At 49.8% G+C, this 18,126-nt stretch carries 18 protein-coding genes; 4 read left to right on the forward strand and 14 right to left on the reverse strand.

Translation table 11 applies throughout. From position 1 onward, the window contains the following. Window positions 1-190 precede the first annotated feature (190 nt). Genes hisIE through L3V45_RS16595 form a run of 8 tightly spaced genes read right to left on the reverse strand, consistent with a single transcriptional unit; the run spans window position 191 to window position 6,602 of the window. The gene (gene hisIE / locus L3V45_RS16560) at window positions 191-811 is read right to left on the reverse strand and encodes a bifunctional phosphoribosyl-AMP cyclohydrolase/phosphoribosyl-ATP diphosphatase HisIE (RefSeq protein WP_014305903.1); all 621 of its coding nucleotides are present in this window, start codon (window positions 809-811) and stop codon (window positions 191-193) included. Next, window positions 808-1,566 (reverse strand): imidazole glycerol phosphate synthase subunit HisF, encoded by a 759-nt coding sequence (gene hisF, locus L3V45_RS16565; protein ID WP_003151470.1) that lies wholly within the window; start codon window positions 1,564-1,566, stop codon window positions 808-810. Before hisF ends, hisIE begins: the two co-directional genes overlap by 4 nt. Beyond that, window positions 1,563-2,300: a 1-(5-phosphoribosyl)-5-[(5-phosphoribosylamino)methylideneamino]imidazole-4-carboxamide isomerase gene (gene hisA, locus L3V45_RS16570; RefSeq protein WP_003151468.1), complete on the reverse strand. Its 738-nt coding sequence runs from the start codon at window positions 2,298-2,300 to the stop codon at window positions 1,563-1,565. The genes hisF and hisA overlap by 4 nt, the downstream gene beginning before the upstream one ends. Beyond that, complete coding sequence (gene hisH, locus L3V45_RS16575) at window positions 2,297-2,935, reverse strand: imidazole glycerol phosphate synthase subunit HisH (RefSeq protein ID WP_029973526.1); 639 nt, start codon at window positions 2,933-2,935, stop codon at window positions 2,297-2,299. The genes hisA and hisH overlap by 4 nt, the downstream gene beginning before the upstream one ends. Then, window positions 2,936-3,520 (reverse strand): imidazoleglycerol-phosphate dehydratase HisB, encoded by a 585-nt coding sequence (gene hisB, locus L3V45_RS16580; RefSeq protein ID WP_003151464.1) that lies wholly within the window; start codon window positions 3,518-3,520, stop codon window positions 2,936-2,938. Then, complete coding sequence (gene hisD, locus L3V45_RS16585) at window positions 3,486-4,799, reverse strand: histidinol dehydrogenase (RefSeq protein WP_014305906.1); 1,314 nt, start codon at window positions 4,797-4,799, stop codon at window positions 3,486-3,488. Before hisD ends, hisB begins: the two co-directional genes overlap by 35 nt. Next, window positions 4,796-5,437 (reverse strand): ATP phosphoribosyltransferase, encoded by a 642-nt coding sequence (hisG, locus tag L3V45_RS16590; protein WP_015387648.1) that lies wholly within the window; start codon window positions 5,435-5,437, stop codon window positions 4,796-4,798. The genes hisD and hisG overlap by 4 nt, the downstream gene beginning before the upstream one ends. Further along, window positions 5,430-6,602 carry an ATP phosphoribosyltransferase regulatory subunit gene (locus L3V45_RS16595; RefSeq protein ID WP_044052863.1) on the reverse strand — a complete coding sequence of 391 codons (1,173 nt, stop codon included), beginning with the start codon at window positions 6,600-6,602 and terminating at the stop codon, window positions 5,430-5,432. The genes hisG and L3V45_RS16595 overlap by 8 nt, the downstream gene beginning before the upstream one ends. A 241-nt stretch (window positions 6,603-6,843) precedes the next feature. Here L3V45_RS16595 and L3V45_RS16600 point away from each other — a divergent pair, with 241 nt between their 5' ends. Next, entirely contained in the window at window positions 6,844-7,569 is a 726-nt protein-coding gene (locus tag L3V45_RS16600) for a C39 family peptidase (protein ID WP_003151460.1), read from the forward strand. A gap of 16 nt (window positions 7,570-7,585) precedes the next feature. Here L3V45_RS16600 and L3V45_RS16605 read toward each other — a convergent pair whose 3' ends face one another. Genes L3V45_RS16605 through hprK form a run of 4 tightly spaced genes read right to left on the reverse strand, consistent with a single transcriptional unit; the run spans window position 7,586 to window position 10,546 of the window. Further along, window positions 7,586-8,104, reverse strand: a complete 519-nt coding sequence (locus tag L3V45_RS16605) for an acyltransferase (RefSeq protein ID WP_236837108.1) — start codon at window positions 8,102-8,104, stop codon at window positions 7,586-7,588. Between the two features lie 3 nt (window positions 8,105-8,107). Further along, window positions 8,108-8,758, reverse strand: coding sequence for a pyrophosphatase PpaX (gene ppaX / locus L3V45_RS16610; RefSeq protein WP_015387645.1), 651 nt, complete (start codon window positions 8,756-8,758; stop codon window positions 8,108-8,110). 25 nt (window positions 8,759-8,783) lie between these two features. Beyond that, window positions 8,784-9,599, reverse strand: a complete 816-nt coding sequence (gene lgt, locus L3V45_RS16615) for a prolipoprotein diacylglyceryl transferase (protein WP_015387644.1) — start codon at window positions 9,597-9,599, stop codon at window positions 8,784-8,786. Between the two features lie 14 nt (window positions 9,600-9,613). After that, window positions 9,614-10,546, reverse strand: a complete 933-nt coding sequence (gene hprK / locus L3V45_RS16620; RefSeq protein ID WP_003151456.1) for an HPr(Ser) kinase/phosphatase — start codon at window positions 10,544-10,546, stop codon at window positions 9,614-9,616. Between the two features lie 169 nt (window positions 10,547-10,715). Between hprK and nagA the strand changes: the two genes are divergently transcribed. The 3 genes from nagA to L3V45_RS16635 are packed head-to-tail and all read left to right on the forward strand — an operon-like array spanning window position 10,716 to window position 13,373. Next, window positions 10,716-11,906 carry an N-acetylglucosamine-6-phosphate deacetylase gene (gene nagA, locus L3V45_RS16625; protein ID WP_025853527.1) on the forward strand — a complete coding sequence of 397 codons (1,191 nt, stop codon included), beginning with the start codon at window positions 10,716-10,718 and terminating at the stop codon, window positions 11,904-11,906. Then, a complete protein-coding gene (gene nagB / locus L3V45_RS16630) occupies window positions 11,903-12,628 on the forward strand; it encodes a glucosamine-6-phosphate deaminase (protein WP_003151453.1) in 726 nt (241 codons plus the stop codon). Before nagA ends, nagB begins: the two co-directional genes overlap by 4 nt. Window positions 12,629-12,641: 13 nt before the next feature. After that, window positions 12,642-13,373 carry a GntR family transcriptional regulator gene (locus L3V45_RS16635; RefSeq protein WP_003151452.1) on the forward strand — a complete coding sequence of 244 codons (732 nt, stop codon included), beginning with the start codon at window positions 12,642-12,644 and terminating at the stop codon, window positions 13,371-13,373. 144 nt (window positions 13,374-13,517) lie between these two features. On the opposite strand, the gene L3V45_RS16640 is transcribed toward L3V45_RS16635, so the two are convergent. Both L3V45_RS16640 and L3V45_RS16645 read right to left on the reverse strand, forming a co-directional pair. Continuing rightward, complete coding sequence (locus L3V45_RS16640) at window positions 13,518-14,093, reverse strand: TetR/AcrR family transcriptional regulator (protein ID WP_014305913.1); 576 nt, start codon at window positions 14,091-14,093, stop codon at window positions 13,518-13,520. 156 nt (window positions 14,094-14,249) lie between these two features. Beyond that, entirely contained in the window at window positions 14,250-18,119 is a 3,870-nt protein-coding gene (locus L3V45_RS16645; RefSeq protein WP_236837109.1) for a metallophosphoesterase, read from the reverse strand. Between the last annotated feature and the right edge of the window lie 7 nt (window positions 18,120-18,126).

An 18,126-nucleotide genomic window follows, 5' to 3' on the forward strand; every position in this document is an offset into this window, starting at 1 on the left:
TTTATACTATAACGGATGTGCATGAACGGAATATGAACAAAACGTATATTTTTGATAAAAACCAAAATAAACTCTATTAGTCAATATTATCAAATTCATCTGCCTTCGGTTGCGGAAATAAGGAATATTTTATTGAATGTTTAAGTTTGACAGAATAAAAACCTCACGGATCTCTCCGTGAGGTTTGTTTTTACTCAGATGCTGAATGGCGTTTCGCAAGGACGTCAAGCACGTCATCCAAAGGAAGCGACTGCTCACGCAGAAGAACGAGCAAATGATACAGCAAATCCGCCGCTTCCCATTTTAATTCTTCATGGTCGCGGTTTTTTGCGGCGATAATAACCTCTGCGGCTTCCTCGCCGACTTTTTTGAGGATTTTATCGACGCCTTCCCGAAACAGGTACGTTGTGTAGGCTCCGTCAGGCATCTCCGCCTGCCGTTTGGCGATCACGCTTTCCAGTTCATTTAAGATGCCGAAACGATCCTGCGCGTCTGCTTTTTCCGTGGAAAAACAGCTGTAGCTTCCCTTATGGCATGCGGGTCCTGAGGGCTCCGCAAGCACGACAAGGGCATCTTGATCGCAATCATAACGGATGGCTTTCACCTTTTGGGTATTCCCCGATGTCGCTCCTTTATGCCACAGCTCCCCGCGTGAACGGCTGTAAAACCAGGTTTCTTTCGTTTCTATCGTTTTTTCATAGGATTCTCGGTTCATATAAGCCAGTGTCAGCACTTCTTTGCTTGCCGCATCCTGTATGATGGCGGGTATCAGTCCGGCCTCGTCAAACCGCAGTTCATCTGCCTGTTTCATCTCACATTCACCCCGTGTTTCTTCATATAATCTTTCACTTCTTTTATAGATGTCTCTTTGTAATGGAAAATAGAAGCTGCAAGCGCGGCGTCCGCTTCACCGACTGTGAAGGCTTCAAGCATATGGCGCGCGCTGCCGGCTCCCCCTGACGCAATGACGGGCACCGGGACGGCACGTGAGACAAGCTGTGTGAGCGTATGATTAAAGCCTGTTTTTTCACCGTCTGCGTCCATGCTTGTCAGCAGGATTTCACCCGCTCCCCGGCTGACGGCTTCTTTTGCCCAAGCCGTGACTTCCCGCTCGGTTTTCTGTCTGCCGCCGTGTGTGTACACTTTATAGCATTCCGAATCTTCGTCATACTTTGCGTCAATCGCCGCTACGATGCATTGCGAGCCGAAAAACTCAGCTCCTTCCGTAATCAGCTCGGGACGGAGAACGGCCGCTGTATTAACGGATACCTTGTCAGCGCCGGCGCGCAGCATTCGTTTCATATCGCTTAATTGATTGATTCCGCCGCCGACCGTAAACGGAATCGCCAGTTTTGCCGCAACTTGTTCTACGACGTCTGTCATCGTCTTGCGGCCTTCGTGAGAGGCGGAAATGTCGAGAAAAACAAGTTCGTCTGCGCCCTCCCTGTCGTAGGCTTCGGCCAGCTCGACAGGATCGCCCGCATCTTTCAGCCCGAGAAATTGAATGCCCTTGACGACGCGTCCTTCTTTCACATCGAGACATGGAATGATTCGTTTCGTGATCATGCGTCCTTCACCCTTCTGAGCGCTTCAGCCAATGAAAATTGTTTGGTATACAGCGCTTTTCCGATAATCGCTCCCGATACGCCGGCGTCTTTGAAGCGGGCCAGTGCTTTGAGGTCGGCGACTGAGCTGACTCCGCCTGAAGCGATGACGTCTTTTCCCGTTGCTTTTGCGAGCTGAACGGTACTTTCGATGTTCGGTCCTGACAGCATGCCGTCAGTTGCAATATCCGTGAAAATGAAGGTTTCCGCTCCTTCGGCCGCCAATTCACGGCCCAGATCGGCCGCCCTTACCGAGGATGTTTCCAGCCAGCCTTCCGTCGAGACATATCCGTTTCTTGCATCAAGGCCGATCGCGATTTTGCCGCCGTATTGTTTCAGCATGCTCTTCACAAATGCCGGATCGGAAACGGCCGAGCTGCCGAGAATGACGCGATCAACGCCTTGTGATAAATAACCGTACACATCCGCTTCAGAACGGATACCGCCGCCGATCTCGACTTTGACATCAAGCTGCCGCGCAATGTCAAGAACATGCCTGTCGTTTACTTTCCTGCCTGCTTTCGCGCCGTCAAGGTCCACGAGATGAATCCATTCGGCGCCTTCTTGTGCAAATTGCGCCGCCATGTCTAAAGGAGAGTCACCGTATATCGTTTCCTTGCCGTAATCGCCTTGGATGAGGCGGACGCATTTGCCGTTTCTCATATCGATTGCCGGATATAATGTAAAAGCGTTCATTTCTTCACCTTCTGTTCCGCTGCCATTTTTGTAAATTGTGTTAAGATCGCCATTCCGGCTGTACCGCTTTTTTCCGGGTGAAACTGTGCACCGAAAACATTGCGTTTCCCGACGACAGCCGGAACACGAACGCCGTACTCAGCGCTTGCCAGAAGATCGCCGTCTTCCATCCCGTCTATATAATAGGAATGGACAAAGTAAACGAAGCCTTCTTCCGCTTCCGAAAGCAAAGGAGACGTTTGGTGAAACGTCAGCCGGTTCCAGCCCATATGCGGCACCTTCAGCTTGTTTCCTTCGGCATCTCTGTCTTTGAGTCTCACAGCTTTTCCGGCTAATAAACCAAGTCCTTTTGCAGAGCCGTTTTCGGTGCTTTCTTCGAAAATGAGCTGCATGCCGAGGCAGATGCCGAGGAGCAGCTTACCCTCGTCAACCATACGGTGTATGAATTGATCAAGCTTCGTGCTGCGTAAATTGTCCATGGCGTCACTGAATGATCCGACACCTGGAAGAATAAAAGCATCCGCTTTTTCAAGCTCTTCCGGCCGGTCTGATACGACATACGGGACGCCGACGCGTTCCAGCGCTTTCGACACGCTGAATAAATTGCCCATACCGTAATCAATTACACCGATCATTTACAGCATTCCTTTCGTAGACGGCACACCCTTGACGCGCGGATCAATGGATGACGCTTCATCAAGCGCTCTGCCAAGCGCCTTAAATACGGCTTCTATCATATGATGGGTATTCGTGCCGTAATGAACGATGACGTGCAGATTCATTCTCGCTTCGAGCGCCAGTTTCCATAGGAATTCATGTACCAGCTCGGTATCAAACGTTCCGACTTTCGCTTGCGGAAATGCAGCGCGCATCTCAAGGTGCGGCCGGTTGCTCAGGTCTACGGCGACTTGGGCGAGCGCTTCGTCCATGGGCACAAGCGCTGATCCGTACCGTTTGATCCCTTTTTTATCACCGAGCGCCTCCAAAAAAGCCTGCCCTAAACAGATGCCGATATCTTCAGTCGTATGGTGATCATCTATCTCCGTATCGCCTTTTGCGTCAACCGTTAAATTGAATTGCCCGTGCTTTGTGAACAAATCAAGCATATGAGTCATAAACGGCACATCCGTGCTGATGTCGGCTTTTCCTTCTCCGTCTATTTCGAAAGCCAGCCTTATATCCGTCTCATTTGTTGTTCTGGCGCGTTCCGCTTTTCTCATCGGTCATTCCTCCGTTTCTCGCTTCAATCGATCTTGCGTGCGCTTCCAGCCCTTCCAGTCTCGCGAAGGCGGAAATGCTGTCCGCGTGCGTTTCAAATGCCTTCCGGCTGTAAGAGATGATGCTCGATTTCTTTTGAAAATCTGTTACATTCAGCGGGCTTGAAAACCGCGCCGTTCCGTTTGTCGGCAAAACGTGATTCGGTCCGGCAAAATAATCGCCGACCGGTTCAGCGCTGTATCGTCCTAAGAAAATCGCCCCCGCGTGTCTGATGCTTCCAAGCAAAGCCTCCGGCGAATGCGTCATGATTTCTAAATGCTCGGGCGCCAGCTCATTCACCGTGTCCACCGCATCTTCCATCGATTCCGTAATATAAATGCGGCCGTGATCCCTGATCGACGCTTCGGCTATTTCTTTGCGCGGCAGGGTCTGAAGCTGTTTATTCACCTCATCTGATACCGCTTCGGCAAGCTTCTGTGAATCGGTGACAAGCACGCTTGAACTGAGCATATCGTGTTCGGCCTGTGAAAGCAGGTCAGCGGCGACTTCTTTGGGCACCGCCGTATCGTCTGCCAGGACCACGATTTCACTTGGCCCGGCAATCATGTCAATATCCACAACGCCGAAGACTTCGCGCTTCGCGAGTGCTACAAATATATTTCCGGGGCCCGTGATCTTATCAACAGGCTGTATCGTTTCCGTTCCGTAAGCGAGCGCGGCAATCGCCTGCGCGCCTCCCGCTTTGTAAATTTCTTTTATGCCGAGCTCAGAGGCCGCCGCCAGAACGCCCGGCGAAAGGCGGCCGTCTTTTCCCGGAGGACTGACGAGAACGATCCGTTCCACTCCCGCAGCGAGCGCGGGGATGACATTCATTAAAACGGAAGACGGATAAGCGGCCGTCCCGCCCGGCACGTATACGCCCGCGGAATCGAGCGCCGTTATTTTCTGTCCGAGCATCGAGCCGTCTTTGCGATGGTAAAACCAAGAGGATTGCAGCTGGCGCTCGTGATATTCTTTAATATTGGCAATCGCCTGTCTGATCACTTCCAGCAGCTGATCATCAAGCAGACGGTATGCCTCGGTGATTTCCTCTGCGCTCACGGCCATTTGGTTCAGGCTGATGCCGTCAAATGTTTTTGTATAGGCCAAAACGGCTTTGTCACCGTTTTGTCTGACGTCTTCAATAATCCCCCTGACGGTTTTCCGCTGCTCTTCGGTTCCGCTGTCGATGGAACGCTTCAGTGAAAACCGCTCGCTTCTTTTTACTGCGGTTATGTTCATTTTGCCGTTTCTCCTTCCACAACCCGTGCCAGCCTGGCCGCCATTTCGTCGATTACATCATCCTTCATGCGGTAGCTGACCGGATTGACGATAAAACGCGATGTGATGTCACAAATATGTTCTGATTCAACGAGACCGTTTTCCTTTAATGTCCGCCCGGTTGATACGATATCTACGATTCTGTCAGCAAGCCCGATTAAAGGCGCCAGCTCAATGGAGCCGTTCAGCTTAATGATTTCCACCTGCTCGCCCTGCTCTCTGAAATAACTTGACGCAACATTCGGATATTTCGTCGCAATCCTCGGTGCGACTCCGTTCCAATCCGCTCCGGGAAGCCCCGCAACGGCGAGATGGCATTTGCTGATTTTCAGATCGAGCACCTCATACACGTCACGCTCTTCCTCAAGCATGACATCCTTTCCGGCAATACCGGCATCAGCGACGCCATGCTCGACATAAGTCGTAACATCCATCGGCTTTGCCAGAATAAAGCGGAGATTTTCTTCTGGAACGTCAATGATCAGTTTTCTCGATTCTTCAAACTCCTCGGGCAGCCTGTATCCGGCCTGCCTCAGCAACCCGGCCGCTTCTTCGAATATCCGTCCTTTTGGCATTGCCATTGTGAGTACCTTACCCATTCCTCTCTTCCTTTCTGGCACCGATAAAGTATGTGACGTTTGCGAATGATTTTGTCATATGATCGATATTTTCAATGCCCGCCAGATCCTGCAAGACGACTTTTCTGCCTCTCGCCCTTTCTTCCTCCGCGAATAAAATGGCCTGGGCCCGCTGCTCCTTGCTGAAAATCACGGCGTCCGCTTCACTTGTTTCTTCCTGAATGCCGAGCGCTTCAATCAGCCTGTCGATACGGAGCCCGAAGCCCGTGGCAGGAGCGGGACTGCCGAAATGGCCGAGGAGATTGTTATAGCGTCCGCCGCTTCCGATGACGAAACCGACATTTGCCGCGTACACTTCGAATAAAATTCCCGTGTAATAACTCATATGGCTTACCATATTCAGATCAAGGCGAATATGCTCGGCACATCCGTAATCCTCAAGAATGTCCCACAGGTCTTCCAGCTCCTGAATTAAGCTTTGTCCGGAGATTCCGATGATCTCCTCCGCTTTGGCGCAAATCTCTTTCCCGCCTCGCAATTCCAAAAGTGCGAGCAGCCGGCTTTTGTCTATTGAAGAAAGCGGAAGCGATTTGACATGTTCCCTGTATCCCACGTAATTCTTTTCAAAGAGAAAGCGCCGCAGAACATCCGCCCGCTCGGCATTACCCAAAACCTCGACAAACAGCTCATCAGCGAGTCCGGCATGGCCGATCGCGATTTTAAACCGTTGCAATCCCGCGTTTTTCAAAGCGCCGGCCGCTAGCGCAATCACCTCGGCGTCCGCGCTTGTTGATCCGTCGCCGATCAGCTCCGCGCCGACCTGTTCGAATTCGGCCGGACGTCCGCCTTCCCGCTCCTGAGCGCGATAGACGCTTGCCGCGTACCCCGCTCTGAGCGGATGGTTGTGTTTGTGCAGCTTAGATGCCGCCACCCTGGCAATCGGTCCGGTCATGTCAGGCCGAAGCACAAGCGTTTTTCCGTCCTGATCGAGAAGCTTAAACAGCTGCTGTTCTTCAATGGCTGACTGGACGCCTACTGTTTCATAGAATTCAAGGGTCGGCGTCTCCATAAACTGATAACCCCATTTATCAATTAAATCCGTCAGTGTGGAACGGACTTTTTTCTTTGCTTCGTATAAACCGGGCAGCGTATCTCTCATGCCATGCGGTTTCTCAAACATAAACATTTGCCTTTTACACCTCCGCTTTGTCTGAAGGAAAATTCCGAATCCTTTAGTTCGCTAATATGATAATATGTTAGCAGATAAAAGAATGGATTGCAACGCCCAATGTCCGCCTATTCTTTTCCATAAACATGGCTAAAGAATGAACAAACCTGTAAACATATCGGAACGATCGAATCATATTGAGCAGAAGTGCTATAATACATAGAACAGCTTCATCAGAAACAAGGGAGAATAATTGATAATGAAGACGCTTGGAACATTATGTGTGCTGATCCTGACAGCCATCCTTGTCTATCTGGGATATAACATCTATACAAACGATATTCATTTAAATTTTTTCAATCAGCAGTCCGACGAGCCTGATGAGAAAACACCGTTAAAAGGGAGCGCGTCACCGCTGAATGTCGTTCTGTACAGACAGATGGATTCTCCCAGACTGTACAATGGCTGTGAGGTGACCAGCCTTGCCATGATTTTGAACAATGCCGGATATCATGTGTCAAAAAATACATTGGCGGATAAAATCAATAAAGTTCCGCTCACATACAGTAGCGGGCTGAAGGGAGATCCGAATGAAGGATTTGCCGGAGATATGGAAAACGGCCCGGGTTTAGGCGTTTATCATGAGCCGATTGATAAACTTGCCAAAGAATATGCGGGAAACAAAGTATACGATCTTACGGGAAAAGACATTTCTTCAGTGTACCGCCAGCTTGAAAAAGGGCGGCCGGTCTGGGTGATTACCACCACATCCTTTAAGCCGGTTGATCATATGCAGACTTGGGATACGCCGAACGGAAAGATCGACATTACGTTCAGCATGCATAGCGTAGCCGTAACCGGTTATGATCACGATTATGTTTACGTTAATGATCCTTACGGCTATAAAAACAGAAAAACAGACCGGTCTGACTTTGAAAAAGCCTGGAAGCAGATGGGCAGCCAGGCCATTGTGATCAAGTCATAAAAAAACCCCGCTGACGTTAATCTGCGGGGTTTTCCATTCGTTTTTTCATTTCTTCGCGCGTATAAATCACCTGCATCGGATTTCCTCCGACAAACGCCCCGGCCGGGACATCTTTGTGCACCAGCGTGCCGGCTGATACAACGGCTCCGCTCCCGATGGTGACGCCGGGCAGAATGGTTGTGTTTGCCCCGATCATCACCTCGTCACCGATTGTGACAAAACCGGTCCGGTACTCATGTATTAAATATTCATGAGCCAAAATCGTCGTATTGTAGCCGATAATGCTGTTTTTTCCGACAGTGATTTTTTCGGGAAACATGATATCCGGCATCACCATCAGCGCGAATGACGTCTGTTTTCCGACATTCATTTTCAAAAAGGTTCGGTACAGCCAGTTTTTCACGCTTAAAAACGGCGTATACCTTGCAATCTGAATGATGATGAAATTTTTCATCACCTTCAGGAAGGGAACCGTCTGATAAACATGCCACAATGAATTTGCACCTGCAACCGGATGGCGGTCTGTTTTTCTCACGGGTTACTTCACTCCGGTGATGTGCAATAAATCACTCATTTTCTCGAGCATATAATCGGGTTCATAGGCGGAAAGCGTCTGTGCGCCTTTAATCGTCCACGCGACGCCGGCTGTTTTCGTGCCGGCGTTTTTTCCCGCCATGACATCGTGATAATTGTCACCGACCATGATGGCTTCCGACGGATCGCACCCAAGCCGGCTGAGCGCAAGCCGCACAGGCTCGGGGTCAGGCTTCGGGTGCTTTACATCATCAAGCGTGACGACAGTATCGAAAAACGCCCCGATGCCTGTCAGCTTCAATCCCATATTGACTGTATCCCTCAGCTTAGTAGTGACAATACCAAGCTGATAGCCCGCTTTTTTCAATTCATCCAGCGTTTCATAAACCGTTTCGTACTCCGTGACGAGCTCATCGTGCTTTTTATGGTTGAATGCTCTGTACATGCTGATCATGTCATCGCACTTTTCAGCATTAATGCCTGAAAACGTTTCGTACAGAGGCGGGCCGATAAACGGAAGTACATCTTCCCTTTTGAACTGCCCCGGGCAATAATGATCAAGCGTATGAAGGTAAGAAGCGATAATCAGTTCATTCGTGTCAATCAGCGTGCCGTCGAGATCGAATAAAATGGCGGTTACACGTTTATCAGTCATCTTATGTCCTTTCCGATTTCAGTCGTCAGTCCGTGTCAGCATACCGCTTATCGGCATACCCCTTCATGCGTCTGAAAATCATTAAAATAATCGCAAGTACAATCAGCACAATGGAAATGACCTGCGCGATCCGAAGCTGGCTCGTAAGCATCAGGCTGTCCGTCCGCATTCCCTCAATAAAGTATCTGCCGATTGAATACCAGATCACATACGTCAAAAACAGATTGCCCCTGCGCAGGTTCACGCGGCGGAGCAGAAGCAGAATCACGACGCCCGCAAAACTCCACAGCGATTCATACAAAAACGTCGGGTGATAATATTGTCCGTCTATGTACATCTGATTAATGATGAAATCCGGAAGATGCAGACTTTCCAAAAATGACCGGCTGACCGCTCCACCGTGAGCCTCCTGGTTGATAAAGTTCCCCCAGCGTCCGATGGCCTGGCCGAGCAGAATACTCGGCGCGGCAATATCCGCCAGCTTCCAGAATGAGATGTCTCTTACTTTTGAAAAGACAATTCCCGTTGCGATCGCGCCGATTAATCCGCCGTGAATCGCAATGCCGCCTTTCCAAGTTTTAATGATTTCCCCGGGGTGTTCCGAGTAATAGCTCCACTCGAAAAGCACATAATATGCCCTTGCGCAAATGATTGCGATCGGGATGGCGAAAAGAACAAGATCAATAAAAATGTCCTTTTTCAGCCCCCGCTTTTCACTCTCCCTCATGGCCATCCAAAGCCCTAATAACGCGCCCGCGCCGATAATGATGCCGTACCAGTGCACGGATAAAGGCCCGAGCTGCAAGGCAATCGGATTGATCGGTGTTCCAGCTTCATTCATATTATTGCCAACTCCTATTCGTCTTGTTCGCCGTCCTCAATGACATCCGCCAGCTTATTCGTGAATTGTTCGGCAGCATTTAAGCCCATCCGCTTCAATCTGAAGTTCATCGCCGCAACTTCGATAATAACGGCGAGATTCCGCCCCGGGCGGACGGGAATGGTCAGTTTTGTAATTTCCGTATCAATGATTTTCATTTTTTCTTCTTCAAGTCCGAGACGGTCGTATTGCTTTCCTTGCTCCCAAAGCTCAAGGTCCATGACGATTGTAATTCTTTTATTGCTTCTGACGGCGCCCGCCCCGAACAGCGTCATGACATTTATAATGCCGAGCCCCCTGATTTCGAGCAGATGCTCAATCAGATCAGGCGCGTTCCCGACAAGGGTATCCTGATCCTCCTGCCGGATTTCAACGCAGTCATCCGCGACAAGACGATGGCCTCGTTTGACAAGCTCCAGCGCCGTTTCACTTTTACCGACGCCGCTTTTTCCCGTAATGAGCACGCCGACGCCGTATATATCCACAAGCACGCCGTGAATGGCCGTTGTCGGCGCGAGACGGCTTTCAAGAAAATTCGTCAGCCTGCTTGACAGCCTGGTTGTTTTCAGAGGGGATCTGAGCACAGGCACGCCGTTTTGCTCGGAAGCTTCTACAAGCTCCGGCGGGATCGGCATATCTCTGGAAAGTATGATAGCCGGCGTCACATCGGTGCACAGCGATTTCATCCGCTGTTTCTTATCTTCCTCGGGAAGCTGATCGAAAAATGACAGCTCCGTTTTTCCTAAAAGCTGCACCCGTTCTCTCGGGTAATATGTAAAATAACCGGCGATTTCAATACCGGGCCGTGATAAATCACTCATCGTAATCGGGCGGTTAATCCCTTCTTCTCCGCTGATCAATTCTAAATGGAACTGTTCCATTACGTCTTTGGTCCGAACCTTTGCCAAGATATGTTCCTCCTGTTCTGGGATGTTCCGAGCTTTGAACAGTTATATTTTATCACTTTACCGTCTGAACCAAAACAGATTTATACAATTCCGGCATAACTGGTCTAGATAACTAGTCTGAAAAGGAGTAAAATAAAACTAACAACTAACCAGAAAGGCGTGTTTTAAAGTGGCTGAAAGCTTGTTAATCAGCGGTGCGGACATCGTAACAGAAAAAGAAATCATCCGAAACGGTTTTCTCGGTATAAAGGACGGCATCATTTCTTACGCGGGAAAAACAAGGCCGCAAGAAACGTATGAGAAGGAATGGAAGGCGCCCGAGGGCTCGTATGCGCTTCCCGGAATGATTGATATCCATATTCACGGCGGATACGGTGCGGATACGATGGATGCCGATGTTGCGGCTCTTGATACACTGTCCGCCCGGCTGCCCGAAGAAGGAACAACCGCTTTTTTAGCGACAACGATCACACAGCAGCACGAAAACATTGAAAAAGCGCTCATCAACGCCAAAAAATGGGCGTATTCCTCACCGGAGACCCAAAAAGGCGCTGAGTTGATCGGCATTCATTTAGAAGGACCGTTTGTCTCTCCGAAAAAGGCGGGAGCACAGCCGAAACAATGGATTACTCCTGCTGATGCCGGGCTCTTTCAGAAATGGGAGCGGCTCTCGGGAGGGCTGATCAAAATCGTGACGCTTGCGCCGGAAGAAGATCCTGATTTCAGCCTGATCCGTTATTTAAAAAACCAAAACATCATCCCCTCAATGGGACACACAGACGCAGGAGCCGAGCTTTTACAAAAAGCGGCGGATGCCGGGGCGGTGCATATGACGCACCTCTTTAACGCCATGAGCTCCTTTCATCACCGTGAGCCGGGGGGCATCGGCACGGCTCTCGCCTGCGGCCGCATCACGGCGGAGCTGATCACTGACGGCATTCATTCTCATCCTCTGGCTGTTAAGCTTGCCTATTTGGCGAAAGGAAGCCAAAACCTGATCATGATTACAGACTCCATGCGGGCAAAAGGGCTTAAGGACGGAGAATACGAATTCGGCGGACAAAAAGTCACCGTTCGCGGGGACACGGCGCTTCTCTCTGACGGGACGCTGGCCGGTTCCATTTTAAAAATGAATGAAGGCGCGGCGCTCATGCGCAGGTTTACAAACTGCTCATGGCTGGATATAGCAAATATGACATCGGCAAATGCGGCCCGCCGCCTCGGCATATTCGACCGTAAAGGAAGCATCGCCGAAGGAAAAGACGCCGACGTTGTTCTGACGGACGGACAGTGCGGCGTGCTGGCCACGATTTGCCGCGGAAACACCGCATATATCTCAAGGGAGGCTGATTGGACATGAACGTTATCACATGCAGACATTATGAAGAATTAAGTGAAAAAGCCGCAGCGATTATCGCTGAAACAGTGAAACAAAAGCCGGATGCCGTTCTCGGCCTTGCGACGGGAGGCACTCCTGAAGGCGTATACAAAGAACTTGTGCGGATGCACCGCTCAGAAGGCTTGTCGTTCCGGAATGTCACGACGATCAACCTTGATGAATACGCCGGGCTTTCTCCCGAGGACAAAAACAGCTATCATTATTATATGAATACACATTTTTTTGCACATATCGACAGCCGAAAGGACCGCCACTTTCTCCCTGACGGACGGGCAGACGATCTTGATGCCGAATGCGGGCGCTATGACCGATTGATTCAAACACTCGGCGGAGCGGATATACAGCTTTTAGGCATCGGACACAACGGCCATATCGGCTTTAATGAACCCGGGACGCCATTTGAATCCCGAACCCATGTTGTTGAGCTGAATGAAGAGACAAGACAGGCGAATGCGCGGTACTTTCCGTCAATTGATCAAGTCCCTGAAAAAGCCCTGACAATGGGGATCGGGACGATTTTGTCCGGCAAACGGATTCTGATCATGGCATCCGGAAAAAGCAAGGCCCAAGCGGTGAAGCAGCTTCTGGACGGGCGCGTCAGCGAAGCATTCCCCGCCTCCGCCCTGCACGCGCATCCGGATGTGACGGTCTTGATTGATGAAAAGGCTGCGGGCGGCGATTGAAAGGATTTGACCTATGCAGATTGATAAACAATCTCCGATTCCGATTTACTTTCAGATTATGGAACAATTGAAAACACAAATCAAAAACGGCGAGCTGAAAGCGGATGCGCTGCTTCCGTCGGAGCGGGAATACGCCGAACAATTCGGCATCAGCCGAATGACGGTGCGCCAGGCGCTTTCCAATTTGGTGAATGAAGGATTTTTATACAGACAGAAAGGCCGGGGAACGTTCGTCAGCAAACTGAAGATGGAACAGCCGCTTCAAGGGCTGACAAGTTTCACCGAAGATATGAGAAGCCGGGGCATGAAGCCGGGGAGCAGACTTGCCGAATACCAGCTGATTCAGGCGACGGAAGAATTATCTTCTATCCTGGGATGCGGCTATCCGGCAACGCTTCATAAAATCATCCGCGTCCGGCTGGCAAATGATATCCCGATGGCGATTGAGGCATCGTATATCCCGTTTGACAAGGCGGGAAAATTGGATGCCTCCCATTTTCAATCATCCATGTATGAGCATATTGAAGCGTACAATCAGATGCCGATCTCACGGGCAAAACAAGAGCTTGAACCGGGAACCGCTTCCGAGGAAGAAGCTGAGCTGCTCGGTATCCAGCCCGGCGCCCCCGTCCTCTATATCAAGCGGACCACTTATCTGCAGGACGGCACTGCCTTTGAGCACGTCAAATCCGCCTACAGAGGCGACCGCTACACATTCGTGCATTATATGGACAGGGTGAAATGAAACATCTCCAACCGTTACGGGTTGGAGATGTTTTTTTGATCTGCCATTTTCAAATCAAGCCGGTGAATGTTCTCTATGACTCTGTCAAAACGAAGAGGCTGGGGTTCCGGTATCTATTTTTATAAAGAAAAGAGTAATAAAATGCTATCCTCTGTTTTGGACAATATACGGAACCTGCTTTGAAATCAGCAGCAGCGGTTCTTTGTTTTTATGAGCCAATGAAAACATGATTGCGCCTTCAATCATCGAGTTGATTGTCATCCCAAGCTTCTCCGCTTCCTCTTGTTCAAACCCATGCTCAAGAAATTTTGCCGCAAACACATCCGTCCACTTCTTGAACACCTCAACACATGTGCATCTTAACGTTTCATTGATCAGAGCGGTCTCACCCGCCAGCAATCCAACCGGCACGCCCTCAATATTCTGCGGATCATTAAACTGTTCAGCCGTTACATGAATAAAGTGCTGAATCGCTTCTACAGGGTCCGCGGATTGAGACATACTATTCTGTATCTGCTTTTCAACGCATCTTCCCGTATATTTGATCGCCGCAATGGCGAGTTCTTCTTTTCCGTTTGGAAAGTGATGATACACTGACCCTCTGGGTGCTCCGCTCTCTTTTATAATTTGATTCAAACCAGTCGCATGGTATCCCTGAATCTGAAAAAGATATGCAGAGGTTTGAATAATTCTTTCTTTTGTCCCGGTTTTACTGTTCATTATGTTTCCTCCTGCATATTACGAAAACCAATCGATTTTAGTATAGAAAAGGGACATAAAAAAGTCAAAAACACTTAGTACCGCCATGCATGTTACAGAAAAAAACCTGCTGACCGTCAGATTTTCTTCTGACCGATCGGCAGGTGTATGTTTTTGCTATGGGTTTGAGGCATGCCTGAAATCAAACTGATCCGGAGCCGGGTGATACGGCGTATTTCCCGTTTTGAACATCCACAGCGGTGATATTGTTTTGCCGTTGTACGGGTCCTTCACGACGGTGTACCAGTAATAAACGGAATCAGGCTGCAGGCCGTCCCAGACCCAATTTGCGGTTTTTCCGCTTTTTACGTGTTTTTTATGATCGAGCAGTTCGTTCGTATAAACGTTGCATTCAAAATAATCAGTCGCTACCCTTTTCCTCTTCGGCTGTAAATCCATTTCTGCTGAGAATTCGTCTTTATCACCGAACAGATCGGTGTCATAGTAATTGATGTCATCCGTGTACGGCGAGTAGGAGAACATGTGAACCTGATTGGCGGCCTGATCAAATTGCATTATGCGCATAAAGCCCTGCCCCCCTTCCGGACCGTCCTGGTAGTCGGTCAGAATTTGGTGGACGAGGCGGTCCGGTTTTCCGTCTCCGTCATCGTCAAGCGCATCGGTTTTTTTCATGGCGTTATGGTAATGGCCGCTTAATACCATCGCCACATTGCGATTCGGCTTGACGACTTTTCGATAGATCGTCTCCCCGATCGGGCTTCGATTTCCGCTCACAAGCAAGTACTCATGAAAGCATAAGATGGCGGTTCGGTCCGGATACCTCTTCAGTACTTGATTGATCCAGTCAATCTCTTGTTCCGTAATGCCCCAGCCCATATAAATCATAATAAAATCGTTCCCGCTTGCCGACAGCAGATCATAATGCCCGCGGTTATTTTTGTATGATCCGCCGTAATGCATGTTCTGTTCAAACCGGCGGCTCCCGAAGAAATTCCCGAAGGTTCGGTATGTGCCGTCTTTATGGCCGACGTCGTGATTGCCGGCAAGCACTCCGTACGGAATTCCCGCCTTGTCAAGCGTCCGCATGGAGTGATCGGCGTTTTTCCACTGTTTCATCACCATTGAATCATCGACAATATCACCGGTATGAAAGACATATTTAATATTGTGCTTGTCCTTATTTTCTTTGATCCACTCCGTCATTTTGTCAAAAATGTGCGGGTGCCCTTGTGCGTAATACTGTGTATCCGACATCCAGACAAACGTGTAATTGCCTTTCGCCGGTATTTGATCCTGCACGATGACATTCATTTTTGAGTTCTTCACCACATCCGCTGCGGAAACGGCGGCTTTTAATGTAAACGGCTTTTTATCTTTGGCAAGGACGCTGTCCGCCTCCTGCCAGCGGCTTGTCCGGTAATTCCAAATATACATGGTTACCTTTCGGCCGGGCAGAGAGCTTCCTTTCCAGACCGCCTCGGCCAGATCCGTTTCGTCGATAGACGGGTCAACGGAGACTTCGAACCGGTGATAAGGAAAACGCTCCATACTTTCCGCCGAAACGGTTTTTCCGTCATTTGCCGAGATACGGTTCATTTCCGGCAGGGTAAACGGCATTTCATTTTCTTTTATGCCCTTCGGCGGTTCCGTTAATGAGGCGTGTTTATACACTTTCACGCTGCCCGGATTCCGCGCGGTATAACGGAAGCCGCGATAAAATGATACATTCATGTCATCCTTCGTCGGGTCTTTTACCCGGACGGACAGCTTTGCTTTGCGGGCGCCGATTTTTTGACCGGCAAGCTCCGGCTGGTTCGGCTCCTCCCGTTTAATATGGAAGGTGCGGACGGACGTTGTTTCATTTCCGGCAAGGTCTGCCGCAATGATGGTAAGGGTGTGCTTTCCGGGCTTGAGATCGGCTGATGACGTGTGATGCGGGAGCATAATGCTTTCTCCGTCCAAAAACGCTTTCACCTCTTCCACTTTGCTCCATTTATCACGGATGTCCGCATTCAGCTCAACATTACCTTTCAGCGCCGCGCCTTCTTTAATACCCGGGACAATCTTCGGCCCCGAATTGTCCACCCTCACAGATTGGCTCAGCTGCTCCTCACCGTCACTGACAAAAATATGGTGATAGCCTTCCGAAAGCTTCGCCGTGTTCCACGGCAGCAGCCGTGACGTAAACAAATGATCCGGCAGGCTGAATGAGAAGGTCTTCTGCTGATTTGCCCGCCTGCCGTCACCGATAAACAGCTGCTCGGACGGGTCCGTCTTCCCGTCTTTGATCACCGTTCCGTCCGAAAGCACCAGACGGGCATGTTTCACGACAAAATCATCCCGATTCTCTCCCGTGTCATACGGAGAAACCTTTGAGCCCGAACGGATGGATACTTTCTGTGTTTTGCCCCCTTTTAGCAGCAGACGTTCCGGAAGCAGAACCGAGTGCGTTCTGTAGCGATGAGACGGATCGTCAAAAATGTGCAGCACCTCGTTTTCCATCATGACGGTGTTTTGAAAATAAAGATTCGTTTTCCGGGCATCGAAGGCGAAATAGACCTCTTTTTCCAGCGCCGGCCGGGTCTCCTGCCGCTTGCCGTCAATCCACAGCTTGATCTTATCGGCGCTGACGTCGGAAGTCGCTTTGAGCAGATAGGTGCCGGATATCGTATCTTCCGGTTCAACATTCATTCTGAGTCCGTGTGATTTGCTCGTCTGTTCAATGTCAATCATCTTGACGGGCGTTTTTGCTTCATTTTCTCCATCACTGGCTGCGATATAATACTCAAGCTGATCCTGGCCGAGCAGTTCCGGGGAATAAAGAATGTGATGGTATAAGCTGTCGTTGCGGTCTTTTTCGGCCAGAATTCGTTTGAATGGTTTTTTCTCATTGGTCCGGTAATAAAACGCGGCTGTTTTGACAAGGTTTTTGTCTTTTATGTCAGCCTTTAATTCAATACTTTCAGCGGGCCGGACGGGCTTTCTGTCTGTAAGGTCTTCGATGACCGGTTTTTCCTTGTCGGGTTTGATCACCCTTTTCTGCTGCGGAATCTGCGCCTGAAAAACGGAGCCCGGTGACGGCTTATGCTCGCTCGTGGAGATCTTCAGCAATTCTCCCGTTCCGTTCAGCGGATATTTGTACAGCAAAGAAGTCAGCCGGCGGAAAGCGTGTTTCCGGTATTGCGCTGAGGCGATATCCTTGCCGGTATTTGCCGACAGCACGACCGTACGCGGGCGGCCGTTGGACATTCCGTCTGTCCCTTCGATGACGGCGAGATGTTCTCCTTCCTTCAGACGTGTCCCGTAATAGCGGTTGAAATCATCTATCGTCAGTTCTGATGCGGCGCGTCTCAGCCAAAACACGTAAGTCCCGCCTGACGGAATGACGGTATCTTCTTTCGGCCTCCATATCATATCTGATTCCGGCCCTTCCTTCGGATAGCGGTAGCGGATATGATAGTCTTTAAAATGAATGGGCCTGTCCGTCGTGTTATACACCTCGATAAATTCATAGGCATCAGCGCCGTCTTCATTTTTCGTATCAACCGCAAGCTCCGTAATCATCAGCTCGGGAATATGATTCAAATCGGCTTGATAGCCGTCCAGCTTCAGCCGCTTTTTCTCCGATTCCGCCCGCTGTCTGCCGTTGGTGAAAACGAGGTAATATTCCAATTCTCCATTCCAGATATCCCGTTTTGAAACCTGGGCCGTAAAAAGCCGGATTGCGCCTGGCGCGGGCTCCATCGGCACCATCTTAAACCCCAGCTCATTGCTTTGTTTATAAAAAAGAAACGCCGAAAACGCTTGATAGTCAGCATTCCGTACATGAGCCTGTATGAACAGGTTTCTTTTCATTTCCGCCTTTACTTCGATTTGGGGAGGATTCTCCAGAAGCGGTATGTAATGAGGCGGCTGTCCGAATTCCTGCTGATTCACGGGGATTGCCGATTCTTTGCGCGCCGCATCCGCAGAAGGACTCACACAAAGCAAACCAATCAGAAAAAAGAGCGTCATCACAAGTTTCATCTCATTA

This window comes from Bacillus sp. R45, from assembly GCF_021729365.1.
In the GTDB taxonomy this organism is placed as follows: Bacteria; Bacillota; Bacilli; order Bacillales; family Bacillaceae; genus Bacillus; species Bacillus velezensis.

Bases quoted from the DNA above. Each gene is read 5' to 3' on its own strand.
- hisH (WP_029973526.1), bottom strand. From the start codon at position 2,935: ATGATCGGTGTAATTGATTACGGTATGGGCAATTTATTCAGCGTGTCG.
- L3V45_RS16645 (WP_236837109.1), bottom strand. From the start codon at position 18,119: ATGAAACTTGTGATGACGCTCTTTTTTCTGATTGGTTTGCTTTGTGTG.
- hisG (WP_015387648.1), bottom strand. From the start codon at position 5,437: ATGGGTAAGGTACTCACAATGGCAATGCCAAAAGGACGGATATTCGAA.
- L3V45_RS16595 (WP_044052863.1), bottom strand. From the start codon at position 6,602: ATGTTTATGTTTGAGAAACCGCATGGCATGAGAGATACGCTGCCCGGT.
- nagB (WP_003151453.1), top strand. From the start codon at position 11,903: ATGAACGTTATCACATGCAGACATTATGAAGAATTAAGTGAAAAAGCC.
- hisB (WP_003151464.1), bottom strand. From the start codon at position 3,520: ATGAGAAAAGCGGAACGCGCCAGAACAACAAATGAGACGGATATAAGG.
- hisF (WP_003151470.1), bottom strand. From the start codon at position 1,566: ATGATCACGAAACGAATCATTCCATGTCTCGATGTGAAAGAAGGACGC.
- L3V45_RS16640 (WP_014305913.1), bottom strand. From the start codon at position 14,093: ATGAACAGTAAAACCGGGACAAAAGAAAGAATTATTCAAACCTCTGCA.
- L3V45_RS16600 (WP_003151460.1), top strand. From the start codon at position 6,844: ATGAAGACGCTTGGAACATTATGTGTGCTGATCCTGACAGCCATCCTT.
- L3V45_RS16635 (WP_003151452.1), top strand. From the start codon at position 12,642: ATGCAGATTGATAAACAATCTCCGATTCCGATTTACTTTCAGATTATG.
- hisD (WP_014305906.1), bottom strand. From the start codon at position 4,799: ATGAACATAACCGCAGTAAAAAGAAGCGAGCGGTTTTCACTGAAGCGT.
- ppaX (WP_015387645.1), bottom strand. From the start codon at position 8,758: ATGACTGATAAACGTGTAACCGCCATTTTATTCGATCTCGACGGCACG.
- hisIE (WP_014305903.1), bottom strand. From the start codon at position 811: ATGAAACAGGCAGATGAACTGCGGTTTGACGAGGCCGGACTGATACCC.
- hisA (WP_003151468.1), bottom strand. From the start codon at position 2,300: ATGAACGCTTTTACATTATATCCGGCAATCGATATGAGAAACGGCAAA.
- lgt (WP_015387644.1), bottom strand. From the start codon at position 9,599: ATGAATGAAGCTGGAACACCGATCAATCCGATTGCCTTGCAGCTCGGG.